The sequence below is a fragment of the Pseudomonas sp. PDM19 genome, from assembly GCF_014852215.1.
Classification (GTDB): domain Bacteria; phylum Pseudomonadota; class Gammaproteobacteria; order Pseudomonadales; family Pseudomonadaceae; genus Pseudomonas.
Genome location: NZ_JACVBG010000001.1, coordinates 1,087,549 through 1,099,272, shown reverse-complemented (window position 1 = coordinate 1,099,272; position 11,724 = coordinate 1,087,549). Strand labels below are relative to the sequence as shown.

Sequence of the window (11,724 nt, the reverse complement as noted above, 5' to 3'; positions counted from 1 at the left end):
CAAGGCTCTGCGACCACCGCTACCTCGGGCGCGCGGCGATGGTCGCGGGTAGTCGCGACCGCCGGCCAGCTACCTTGGACCAGCCCACCGGACGTAAGGCAAAAGTCGGGCGCGGCACCGCCTTGCGGACGGCACCCCGGATCGAAAGCAGGAGGATCAGGCGTGGCTGAGCAGCAGCCAGTGACCGCCCTGGGCGGAGCTGAGCGCTGAATGCGCGGCGCGCAGCTCGGTGGCGCAGAGGTTGCCGAGCGCCTGGACCATGGCCTCGCGGTGCGACGGCCCGACACCGGCCAACTGGTCGCTCCAGTCCTGCTGCAGGCGCTCGCTGAAGTCGCCCGGCGCGCGCGCCAGTTCGGCGGCCAGCGGAGCACGCAGGCTGTCGACACGCTGCGGATCGATCCGCAGCAGGGCTTCGCCCTGGCGGTAGAGGAAGCTGTCGACCTCGGCCTGCAGCTCCACCGCCGACAGCAGCGGCGACTGCACGGCAAAGAGGATGCCGCGGCGCATGCCCACCTGGCGGAAACCGCAGTACAGCGCATAGGCCAGTTGCCGCTCGCCGCGCAGCCAGTGGAAGAAGGCTGGCTCCAGCACCCGGGCCAGCAAGCGCCACGCGGCTTCGTCCGCCGCCGAGCGCGACGCCAGCGGGCAGAACAGCAACAGCGCCGCCTCGCCCGGCAGCTCCAGCACCTGGCGATGCCGACCGGCCGGGCCGCTGCGCGGCGGCAGTGCGCTGGTGGTCGAGTAGCCGGCCAGGGTGTCCGGCAGCTCGATGCCGCGGGTCAGGTCATCCCAATGGGCGGCGGACCAGTCCGGCGAAGCTTCGCTGTCTCCGGCCAGGGTCTGTGGCAGCAGATCGAGCAACTGGCGGATCGGCATTTCCCCTTCGCGGCGACGGCGTTCGGCAGCGTGCAGGCGCGCGCCCTGCCCCAGCACAGCCGCAGCGGGATGCTGAAGCGCGTGGATCGCGCACTCTGCCAGCTCGGCAAGGTGGTTCTTCGCCCCCGACAGCATCAGTGTCCAGTCACTTTCCATGGCCTCCAGGCGCAGGCTGGCGCCCTCGTGCCGCGCTGCGCCAGCCAGCGGACGCAGCGCCTGCCGAGCGCAAAGGAATGCCGGCCGGCTTGGCGGCTGCGGGAAGCGCCAGCGCAGGTATAGGGCGGCGGGCTCCGCTTGCGCGGCCGCTTGCGGCGGCGAGAAGGACCACGGCTCGCCCCGCAGCGGTTCGATAGTGCGCTGCGGACTGCGGGCGATATCGAGGGTAAAGCCGGCCGAGGTCAGCGACTCGCCGATCACCGACTCGCAGGTCAGCAGGCGGGTCATGCGCGATGTCACCAGCTGGCCGAGCCAAGCCGATGGATTGGCGCTCCCCGCGCGGCGTTGCAGCTGTTCCAGGGCGCCGGCGGGCTCATCGACAGGAGCAGCAGCGAGGATATCCGCCGGCAATTTACGCAGCGCCTCCAGCCAGGAAAGGAAGGCTGATTCGACGAGATCGGCGGTGGCGGCGTCGGCCAGTTCGAAATCGAAACGCAGCAACGCCTGGCCGCCGGCGAAACGACTCAGGCGCGCACGGGCGCTGTCGGCCAGTCCGTTCTGCCCCAGGCAGGCCAGCAGCGATCCGGTCGCCTCGTCGGCCAGCCAGCCCTGCAACTGCTCCAGCAACGCACCACCCTCACCCGCCACGCTCTCCAGGGCAAACGTCAGCACCAGTCGTGGCGCACCGGGCAGGCGCAGCTTCAGCTCCTGACCGACCAGCGGCAGGAGGGATTCGGCACTGGCGGATTCGACCAGCGCGCCGGACGGGAACACAGCGGCTTCGCGCTCGACCAATGCCGCCAGTTCTTCCAGCGGTTGCGGGCCCTGCAGCCAGAGTTCCAGCGCCCCGCCCACCTGACAGGAGCGAATGAAGTCACGCAGCGCCTTCTGGAACTCGGAGTTTTCCACCTTGAGGCTGTCGCGGCGACCGGCCACGAAGCGCCCCAACGGGTGCTGCGGCGCCACCGCCAACGCCAGGGCGGCGTCGATCAGGGTATCGGGATCGCGGCCGCGGGCGAGAAATTCAGCTTCCAGCACTTCGCGTTCGGCGACCTGCACGGCTTCGTCCAGCAGCGGCCGCGCCAGCATGTCCACCAGCCGCGCCAACCCGTCCCCCAGATCGGCGGCCGGTACCTCGAAGAAGTAGTCCGTCTGCCGGGCCCGGGTGCTGGCATTGAGCCGCCCGCCACGGGCCTGCACCCAGGGCATCAGGCGCTCGCCCTCGACGAAGCGCTCGCCACAGAGAAACAGCAGGTGCTCGATGAAGTGCGCGAGGCCGGGGAAGGCTTCCGGCTCGTCGTGGCTGCCACGGGCGATCCGCAACAGCGCGGCGGCGCGGCTGGCGCCGGGAGCCTGGATGACGGTGGCGCGCAGGCCGTTGGCGAGGGTCAGGGTCTTGGCGGGAAGGCTGTTCATCGGCATCCGGTCCGGTTGATGGCCGTCACCATCGCCGAAGGCGCGGCAAAGGGAAATACGGCTTTGGCAGCAAACGCTTGCCGGCATTGGCCCACGCCATCAGGCGGGCTACCATTCCCGACTCCACTCGACCTTCGCCATTCTCTTGAAAGGAATACGCTCGCCATGAGCACCGCCCTGCTGATCATCGACGTCCAGTCCGACCTGTGTACCGGCGACTGCGCCTGTTTCGACATCGACAATGTGCTGCAGCGCATCAATGGCCTGAGTCGCGCGGCGCGTGAAGCCGGCGTGCCGGTGGTGCTGGTGCAGCACGAGGACGATGACCTGCAGTATGGCAGCGCCGGCTGGCAGCTGGAATCGCGACTGCTCACCGCCCCTGCGGACCTCCAGGTGCGCAAGACCACCCCGGACTCCTTCCTGCGCACCGAGCTCGCCGAGCTGCTGCAAGCGCGCGGCATCGATCACCTGGTGATCTGCGGCCTGCAGAGCGACTACTGCGTCGACACCACCACCCGCCGTGCCCTGGCCCAGGGCTACGCGGTGACGTTGGTGGGCGATGCCCACTCTACTGTCGACAATGCCGTGCTCAGCGCCACGCAGATCACTGCACACCACAACGCGGTGCTGGGCAGCATCAGCAGCTTCGGCAAGCGCGCACGGGTCCTCCCTGCCGCCGACGTGCAGTTCTGAGGCACATGAGGAGATCGCCATGAACTTCGACTGGAACGACATCCCGATCCTCCTCGCCCTCGCCCGTCACGGCAGCATGAGCGCCGCCGGGCGCGCACTGGGCGTCGACCCCTCGACCATGAGCCGGCGCCTGGTGGCGGCGGAAAGCGCACTGCAGACCCGCCTGTTCATCCGCGACAACGCGGGCTACAAGGCCACTGATGCCGGCACGGCCTTCCTCGGCTATGCCGAACGCATCCTCGGTGACGTGCAGAGCATGCTGCTGGAAACGCGCAACGAAGCCAGCGCCATCAGCGGTTCGGTGCGCATCACCGCGGTGGACTTCCTGTTCAGCCACTGGCTGGTGCAGCACATGCCGCAACTGGCGCGCACCTACCCCAACCTGCAACTGCAACTGATCCCGGCGAACCGCGCACTCTCCTTCACCCGCCGCGAGGCCGACTTCGCCCTGCGCCTGGCGCGCCCGGCCGAGGACGCCGCGCTGGTGATGCGCAAGGTCGCCGACATCGGTTTCGCCATCTACGCCGCTACGCCCTTCGCCCAGGTGCCGCCTGAACAATGGCCGCAGCAGCCCTGGCTGGGCTACGGCGAAGACCTCGATGACACCCCGGAGATGTGCTGGCTGCGGCGCTTCGTCCCGGATGCCAACTTCGCCCTGCGCGCGAGCAGCGTGACCACGCTGATCCACGCCTGCGAAAGCGGCCTGGGCATGGCGTTGCTGCCGTGCTTCCTCGGCGAGCGCGAAGGCCTGGTGCGCCTCTCCGGCGCGGTGGTCGTGCGGGAAATCTGGCTGCTCGCTCACCGCGACGCCGGCCGCATCGGTCGCTTCCAGGCGGTCAGCGACTGGCTGCGCGAAGTGTTCGACCAGGACGCCGCGCAGCTCAGCGGCGAGCACCTGGACGTGCGTGCGCTCGGCGCCGTGGAAGTCAGCCGGGGCTGATCGCTTCCCGAAGAAAAAAGCCCGGATGTCTCGCGACATCCGGGCTTTTTGCCCTCGGGGCCGAATGCGTGGTTACGGCTGGACCGGCGGCAGGTACTGCAGGGTGGTGCCCAGTGCCCAGAGCAGGAACAGCACCAGGGGCACGTGGACGAGCAGCTGGACGAAGCTGAAGCCGATCAGGTCGCGGGCTTTCAGGCCCAGCACGCCGAGCAGCGGCAGCATGTAGAACGGGTTGATCAGGTTCGGCAGCGCTTCGGCGGCGTTGTAGATCTGCACCGCCCAGCCCAGGTGGTACTGCAGCTCGTTGGCTACCTGCATCACATAGGGCGCCTCGATGATCCACTTGCCACCGCCGGACGGGATGAAGAAGCCCAGCACCGCCGAGTACACGCCCATCAGCAGCGCATAGGTGTCGTGGGAAGCGATCTGCACGAAGAAGGTGGAGATGTGGTGGGCGATGGTGGAGCCGTCGCCGCCCTTCACAGTGGTCAGGATCGCCGCGATGGAGCCGTACAGCGGGAACTGGATCAGTACCCCGGTAGTGGTCGGCACCGCGCGGGCCACGGCATCGAGGAAGTTGCGCGGACGCCAGTGCAGCAGCGCGCCAACCATGAGGAACAGCAGGTTGTAGGTGTTCAGCCCGGAGATCGCGGTGATCGCCGGCTTCGTGCTGAATTCATGGACCAGCCAGCCGGCGGCCAGGGCTACCAGCATCAGGATCAGCAGCGGGCTGTGCTCCAGCCATTCGCCCGGCCGGGTCGCCTTCGGCGCACTCGGCGGAGTGAAGCTGACGTCCACGCCGCAGGCCTTGGCGTCACGGGCGCTGGCCGCGCCGGGTGCGGTCATGTAGGCGATGACCAGCGACACCAGCACCAGGGCCAGCAGCATCACGCCGGACTGCCAGAGGAAGATGGTCTCGGTGAACGGAATGACGCCGGTGATCGCCAGGATCGACGGCGGCAGGCTCGCCGGGTTGGCCTGCAGCTGCGCGGCGGAGGACGACAGACCCAGCGCCCACACGGCGCCCAGGCCCAGGTAGGCGGCAGCGCCGGCGGCGCGGTAGTCCATCTTCAGGTCTTCGCGACGCGCCAGGGCGCGCACCAGCAGGCCGCCGAACACCAGGGACAGGCCCCAGTTGAGCAGCGAAGCGACCATGGAAATGACCGCGACCCAGGCGACTGCCGAGCGGCCGTTCTTCGGCACGCGGGCGAACAGGTCGATGAGTTTGGACGCCGGGCCGGAGCTGGCGACCACGTAGCCGCCGATCACCACGAAGGCCATCTGCATGGTGAAGGGGATCAGGCTCCAGAAGCCGTCACCAAAGGCCTTGGCGGTTTCGGTGGCCGGTGCGCCGATGGCCAGTGCGGCCACGCTGACGATCAGCACCGCGAGCGCAGCGAAGACCCAGGAGTCGGGGAACCAGCGCTCGGCCCAGTTGGAACAGGCCATGGCGAAGCGCGCCGAGCGGCTGTCCTGAACGGCTGTGCCGGGGGTTTGGGCGTGGGAATTCATAATGGTCTACCTCGTTGTTCTTGTAATGGCACATCGTCGAACGGGGCTTGTGGCAATACCCGTCCTGGAATGAAAAACCGCCCGGCCTGCGTGGGGCCGAGCGGTGACGCAAGGGTTTGCCGGCGCCGGGGGACGCCGAAAACCGCGGCAGGATGTTCGTCTGTCGGTGTGCCCACCCACCATCCTGCCTACCGGTACGACATGGATACATGCCGCCCGGCGCTCGCCAATCAATCGTTGGTCGGATGACCTCAGTCGCGCACGAGTGCCATGGCGACGCCCTGACCACCGCCGATGCACAGGGTCGCCAGACCCTTCTTCGCGTCGCGGCGGAGCATTTCGTGGAGCAGCGTCACCAGCACACGGGCGCCCGAGGCGCCGATCGGGTGGCCAAGGGCGACGGCGCCGCCATTGACGTTGACCTTCTCGGCGTTCCAGCCCAGCTCCTTGCCGACCGACAGGGCCTGCGCGGCGAAGGCTTCGTTGGCCTCGATCAGCTCGACGTCGTCGAGGCTCCAGCCGGCCTTTTCCAGGCAACTGCGGGTCGCGGTTACCGGGGCGATGCCCATGATCGACGGGTCGACGCCGCTGCTCGCATAGGCTTGGATGCGCGCCAGAACCGGGAGGTTCAGACTGCGTGCGCGCTCGGCGCTCATCAGCAGGACGGCGGCGGCGCCATCGTTGAGGGTGGAGGCGTTGCCGGCGGTGACGGTACCGTCCTTCTTGAAGGCGGGCTTGAGCTTGCCCAGGGATTCGGCGGTAGTGCCGGCGCGCGGTTGCTCATCGGTGTCGAAGGACAGCGGCTCGCCCTTGCGCTGGGGAATCAGCACCGGGGTGATCTCGTCCTTGAAGTGGCCGGCCTCGATGGCCGAGGCGGCTTTGAGCTGGGACTGCGCGGCAAAGGCGTCCTGCGCCTCGCGGCTGATACCGAACTTTTCGGCCAGGTTCTCGGCGGTGATGCCCATGTGGTAGTCGTTGAAGGCGTCGATCAGGCCGTCGCGCAGCAGGGTGTCCTGCAGCTCGGCGTGGCCCATGCGCAGGCCGGTACGGGCCTTGGGCAGCACGTAGGGCGCGAGGCTCATGCTTTCCTGGCCGCCGGCGATGATGGCGTCGGCGTCGCCGCAACGGATCGCCTGGACGCCGAGGAACAGCGCCTTCAGGCCCGAGCCACAAAGTTTGTTGATGGTCATCGAGGGCACTTCAACCGGCAGGCCGGCGCCTATGGCGGCCTGCCGCGCGGGGTTCTGCCCGGCGCCGGCGGTGAGCACCTGGCCGAGGATGACTTCGTCGATCTGGTCAGGCTTCACGCCGCTGCGTTCGAGCAGCGAGCGGATGACCAGGCTGCCCAGTTCATGGGCGGGAATGTTCGCCAGGCTGCCCTGGAAAGCGCCGATGGCGGTGCGGGTGGCGGCGACAATAACTACGTCTTGCATCTGGGAACTCCGAAGCTGGCTTTACCTGTAGGAGCAGGCCATGCACGCGAATCGCGGGCATGGCCCGCTCCTACACAGGGGATCAGAAGGTCATTTCCTTCACATCGTCCGGCACGATGAGGCGGCCGGCGGTCTTCTCGGCGATCTCTTCGACAGTCACTCCCGGCGCGGTCTCGCGCAGGATGAAGGCACCGTTCTCGATTTCCAGGTAGGCCAGGTCGGTCAGTACCTTGCGGATGCAGCCGGCGCCGGTCAGCGGCAGCGAGCAGCGCTCCAGCAGCTTGGACTCGCCGTCCTTGGAGGCGTGGGTCATGGTCACGATGATGTTGTCCGCGCCGGCCACCAGGTCCATGGCGCCGCCCATGCCCTTCACCAGCTTGCCGGGGATCATCCAGGAGGCGATGTTGCCCTGCACGTCCACCTCGAAGGCACCGAGCACGGTGAGGTCGACGTGACCGCCACGGATCATCGCGAAGGATTCGGCGGAGGAGAAAATCGACGCGCCCTTCACGGCGGTCACGGTCTGCTTGCCGGCGTTGATCATGTCGGCGTCGACCGTGTCTTCGGTGGGGAACGCGCCCATGCCGAGCAGGCCGTTCTCCGATTGCAGCATCACTTCCATGCCCTCGGGCACGTAGTTGGCGACCAGGGTGGGGATGCCGATGCCCAGGTTCACGTAGAAGCCGTCCTGCAGCTCGCGCGCCACGCGCTGAGCCATCTGTTCGCGGGTCAATGCCATCTTCTTGTCTCTCTTGTCCGGTGGGCTCAGGAACGAACGGTGCGCTTCTCGATGCGCTTCTCGAAGGTGCCTTGGATGATGCGGTCGACGTAGATGCCGGGGGTGTGGATCTGGGTCGGGTCCAGTTCACCCGGCTCGACGATCTCCTCCACCTCGACGACCGTGATGCGGCCTGCGGTGGCGACTACCGGATTGAAGTTCTGCGCGGTGTGGCGGTAGATGACGTTGCCATAGTGGTCGGCCTTCCAGCCCTTGACGATGGCGAAGTCGCCGGTAATGGCGCGCTCCATCACGTAGTGGCGGCCGTCGAACTCGCGCACTTCCTTGCCGTCGGCGACCGGGGTGCCGTAGCCGGTGGCGGTGAAGAAGGCCGGGATGCCGGCGCCGCCAGCACGGAGTTTTTCCGCCAGGGTGCCCTGCGGGGTCAGTTCGACCTCCAGCTCACCGGACAGCAGCTGCTGCTCGAACAGCGCGTTCTCGCCAACGTAGGACGCGATCATCTTGCGGATCTGGCGGTCCTCCAGCAGCACGCCGAGGCCGAAGCCGTCGATGCCGCAGTTGTTGGAGACCACGGTCAGACCCTTCACGCCCAGCTTGCGGATGTGCGCGATGAGGTTTTCCGGGATGCCGCAGATGCCGAATCCGCCCGCCAGTACCGTCATGTCGTCGGTGAGCCCGGCGAGGGCTTCCTCGTAACTGCCTACACGCTTGTCGAGTCCTGCCATGTTGCTGCTGCCTCTTGTATTTGGAATGTCCGACTCAGTGGTCAGAGAGCGTCTGCAGCTTCACCGGCGGCGACTGATTTGTTAAGTTTGTTTTTCCAATCAATTAATCCGATTTGCTTATCAATATGACCGTCAAGCAACTGCGCGCCTTCCTCGCCGTCGCCCAGAGCCTGAGCTTCGCCCAGGCCTGCGAGCGCCTGCACCTGTCGCAACCGGCGCTGAGCCTGGCGATCAAGAGCCTGGAAGAGTCCCTGGGCGGCCAGTTGCTAGTGCGCACCACCCGCAGCGTGGCGCTCACACCGGAGGGCGAAACGCTGCTGCCCCTGGCCCGCCGGCTGCTGGCGGACTGGGACAACGCCGAGGAAGTGATGCACCAGCACTTCACCCTGCAACTGGGCAGGGTGTCCATCGCCGCCATGCCCTCCTTCGCCGGCAACCTGCTACCCGCCGTGCTGCGCACCTTTCGCGACCGCCACCCAAAGGTGAACGTGGCGGTACACGACGTGATCAACGAGCAGGTGCTGGAAATGGTGCGCAACCACCGGGTGGAACTGGGCATCGCCCTGGAGCCGGACAGCCTCGACGGGCTGACTTTCACGCCCTTCTACACCGACCGATTCGTCGCCGTGCTGCCCGCAGACTCAGCGCTGGCGAACGAATCCCGGATCACCTGGGAGCAGTTGCTGGCAGACCATTTCATTACCCTGCAACGCCCGTCGGCCGTACGCCTGCTGCTCGAAGAGCAGTTGCAGGGGCGACTGCCGGTGGCGTTCGAAAGCCACCAGTTGGTCACGGTGGGCCGGATGGTGGCCGAAGGGCTGGGCGTCAGCGCCGTGCCGCGCCTGTGCCGGCAGCAGATGGAAGAGCTGGGCGCGCGTTGCGTGGCGCTCGACGAACCGCGTATCGAGCGCCGGGTGGGGCTGTTCTGCCTGGCGGAGCACAAGCTTTCCAGTGCCGCGCAGGCGCTGGGCGATGTGCTGGTGAACGGGACGGATTGGGCGGGGATGGAGCGGGAGTGAGCGGACTCCGCGCGCACCTTGCAGGAGCGCGCCATGCGCGCGATCGCGGGCATGGCCCGCTCCTACAGTTCGACTCCCAGGCTGATCGACTTCAAACCTCTCCACCCATCCGCAAACTCACCTCCCGCGCCAACTCCAGCAGGGTCCGCGCCGCGTCGCCGTGAGCTTCGGCGGCAAAGCACGCCTGCGAACCCACCACGGTAATCACCCCGGCCAGTTCGCGGCCGGTCTTGAACAGCGGCACCGACAGCGCATTCACCCCCGGCATCAAAAGACCATGGATCGCATGCAGGCCTTCGCTGCGAATGCCTTCCAGCACCGCCAAATCAGCGCCCTCCTCCAGCCCATCCTTGTAGGCCGCGAACACCAGCCCGGTGGACGATCCGTGCAGCGGCAGCACCGAGCCGACCTGGGTCACCAGCGTGACCATGCCCTGGGCCGGCTCCACCTGCACCACGGTGGGCCCGTGGCTGCCCCAGATGGCGAGGAAGCAGGTCTGCCCCAACACATCGCGCAACTCGGCCAGCACCGGGCTCGCAACCTTCACCACGTCCAGCCGGCGGATCGCCGCCAGCCCGACGTACAACGCCTCGCGTCCCAGGCCGTAATGGTTGGTCAGCGGGTCCTGCTCGGCGAAGCCGCTGGCGATCAACGCCTGCAGGTAGCGATGGACCTTGGCTGCCGGCATGTCCAGGTACTCGCCCAGGTGCTTGAGCGAGGTGCTCGGCGCAAGGTCCGCCAGGGCCTTGAGAATCTGCGTGCCCACCTCGGCGGATTGCACCTTGGCGCCCTTCGTCGGGACGGAGTCTTCTGCGTCGTTCATGGTCTTCAACTTAAAGGAACCCCCAGACGGACTTGACGGCCCGCCGCCACGAAATTACGTTAATCGTAATCCAATTACGATAAAAAGAGTGAAACCACCATGACCGCCTCTCCTGCCTACCAATCCGGGTTCGGCAACGAATTCGCCAGCGAGGCCCTGCCGGGCGCCCTGCCCGTGGGCATGAACTCGCCGCAGCAGGTGCCGCTGGGGCTCTACGCCGAGCAGTTCTCCGGCACCGCCTTCACCGTCCCGCGCAGCGAGGCCCGGCGTACCTGGATGTACCGCATCCGGCCGTCCGCCGCGCACCCCCGCTTCGAGCGCCTGGAGCGGCAGATCACCGGCACCGCCCTCGGCCCCATCACCCCCAACCGCCTGCGCTGGAACAGCTTCGCGACGCCCGAGGAGCCTACCGACTTCGTCGACGGGCTGCTATGCATGGCCGCCAACGCCGAAGCCGAGGCCTGCAGCGGCGTCAGCCTGTACGCCTATCGCGCCAACATCTCGATGCGCCGGGTGTTCTTCAACGCCGATGGCGAGCTGCTGATCGTGCCCCAGGCCGGCCGCCTGCGCCTGGTCACCGAGCTGGGCGTGCTGGAGCTGGAGCCGCTGGAGATCGCCGTGATCCCCCGCGGCATGCGTCTGCGCGTCGAACTGCTGGAAGCCGGGGCCGCCGGCTATGTAGCGGAAAACCACGGCGCCGCGCTGCGCCTGCCCGACCTCGGCCCCATCGGCAGCAATGGCCTGGCCAACGCCCGCGACTTCCTTGCCCCGGTGGCGCACTACGAGGACGTGGAAGGCCCGGTGCAACTGGTGCAGAAGTTCCTCGGCGAACTCTGGGCCACCCAGCTCGACCACTCGCCGCTGGACGTGGTCGCCTGGCACGGCAACAACGTGCCGTACAAGTACGACCTGCGCCGTTTCAACACCATCGGCTCGATCAGCTACGACCACCCGGACCCGTCCATCTTCACCGTGCTGACCTCGCCCAGCGACACCCACGGCATGGCCAACATGGACTTCGTGATCTTCCCGCCGCGCTGGATGGTCGCCGAAAGCACCTTCCGTCCGCCGTGGTTCCACCGCAACCTGATGAACGAATTCATGGGCCTGATCCAGGGCGTGTACGACGCCAAGGCCGACGGTTTCGTCCCCGGCGGCGCCTCGCTGCACAACTGCATGAGCGCCCACGGCCCGGACAACGCCACCACCGTGCAGGCAATTGCCGCCGACCTCAAACCCCACAAGATCGACAAGACCATGGCCTTCATGTTCGAGACCGGCCGCGTGCTGCGCCCCAGCCGCTTCGCCCTCGACTGCCCGCAGCTGCAGCGTGACTACGACAGCTGCTGGAGCGGCATGCAGAAGACCTTCGACCCGTCCCAGGAGCAGTAA

10 protein-coding genes are annotated in these 11,724 nt (G+C 67.4%); 4 read left to right on the top strand and 6 right to left on the bottom strand.

All coding sequences use genetic code 11. From position 1 onward, the window contains the following. Positions 1-156: 156 nt before the first annotated feature. Positions 157-2,448: a pyrroloquinoline quinone biosynthesis protein PqqF gene (gene pqqF / locus IB273_RS04735; RefSeq protein ID WP_192223381.1), complete on the bottom strand. Its 2,292-nt coding sequence runs from the start codon at positions 2,446-2,448 to the stop codon at positions 157-159. A 165-nt stretch (positions 2,449-2,613) separates the two neighbouring features. On the opposite strand from pqqF, the gene IB273_RS04730 reads away from it, so the two are divergent. Both IB273_RS04730 and IB273_RS04725 read left to right on the top strand, forming a co-directional pair. Continuing rightward, positions 2,614-3,141 carry a cysteine hydrolase family protein gene (locus IB273_RS04730; RefSeq protein WP_192223380.1) on the top strand — a complete coding sequence of 176 codons (528 nt, stop codon included), beginning with the start codon at positions 2,614-2,616 and terminating at the stop codon, positions 3,139-3,141. A 19-nt stretch (positions 3,142-3,160) separates the two neighbouring features. Further along, positions 3,161-4,081 carry a LysR family transcriptional regulator gene (locus IB273_RS04725; protein WP_151187027.1) on the top strand — a complete coding sequence of 307 codons (921 nt, stop codon included), beginning with the start codon at positions 3,161-3,163 and terminating at the stop codon, positions 4,079-4,081. A 72-nt stretch (positions 4,082-4,153) separates the two neighbouring features. Here IB273_RS04725 and IB273_RS04720 read toward each other — a convergent pair whose 3' ends face one another. The 4 genes from IB273_RS04720 to IB273_RS04705 form a co-directional block, all read right to left on the bottom strand. Continuing rightward, positions 4,154-5,593, bottom strand: coding sequence for a short-chain fatty acid transporter (locus IB273_RS04720; protein ID WP_081519812.1), 1,440 nt, complete (start codon positions 5,591-5,593; stop codon positions 4,154-4,156). A 251-nt stretch (positions 5,594-5,844) separates the two neighbouring features. Next, on the bottom strand, positions 5,845-7,026 hold the full coding sequence (locus IB273_RS04715) for an acetyl-CoA C-acetyltransferase (RefSeq protein ID WP_151187025.1): 1,182 nt from the start codon (positions 7,024-7,026) through the stop codon (positions 5,845-5,847). 82 nt (positions 7,027-7,108) lie between these two features. Next, complete coding sequence (locus IB273_RS04710; RefSeq protein ID WP_081519810.1) at positions 7,109-7,765, bottom strand: CoA transferase subunit B; 657 nt, start codon at positions 7,763-7,765, stop codon at positions 7,109-7,111. Positions 7,766-7,791: 26 nt separating this feature from the next. Beyond that, on the bottom strand, positions 7,792-8,490 hold the full coding sequence (locus IB273_RS04705; RefSeq protein WP_081519809.1) for a CoA transferase subunit A: 699 nt from the start codon (positions 8,488-8,490) through the stop codon (positions 7,792-7,794). A gap of 125 nt (positions 8,491-8,615) precedes the next feature. Between IB273_RS04705 and IB273_RS04700 the strand changes: the two genes are divergently transcribed. Further along, positions 8,616-9,509, top strand: a complete 894-nt coding sequence (locus IB273_RS04700; RefSeq protein ID WP_192223379.1) for a LysR family transcriptional regulator — start codon at positions 8,616-8,618, stop codon at positions 9,507-9,509. A 91-nt stretch (positions 9,510-9,600) separates the two neighbouring features. Here the strand turns inward: IB273_RS04700 and IB273_RS04695 are convergent, their stop codons facing one another. Next, on the bottom strand, positions 9,601-10,332 hold the full coding sequence (locus IB273_RS04695) for an IclR family transcriptional regulator (protein WP_192223378.1): 732 nt from the start codon (positions 10,330-10,332) through the stop codon (positions 9,601-9,603). A gap of 99 nt (positions 10,333-10,431) precedes the next feature. Here IB273_RS04695 and hmgA point away from each other — a divergent pair, with 99 nt between their 5' ends. Beyond that, a complete protein-coding gene (hmgA, locus tag IB273_RS04690; RefSeq protein WP_192223377.1) occupies positions 10,432-11,724 on the top strand; it encodes a homogentisate 1,2-dioxygenase in 1,293 nt (430 codons plus the stop codon).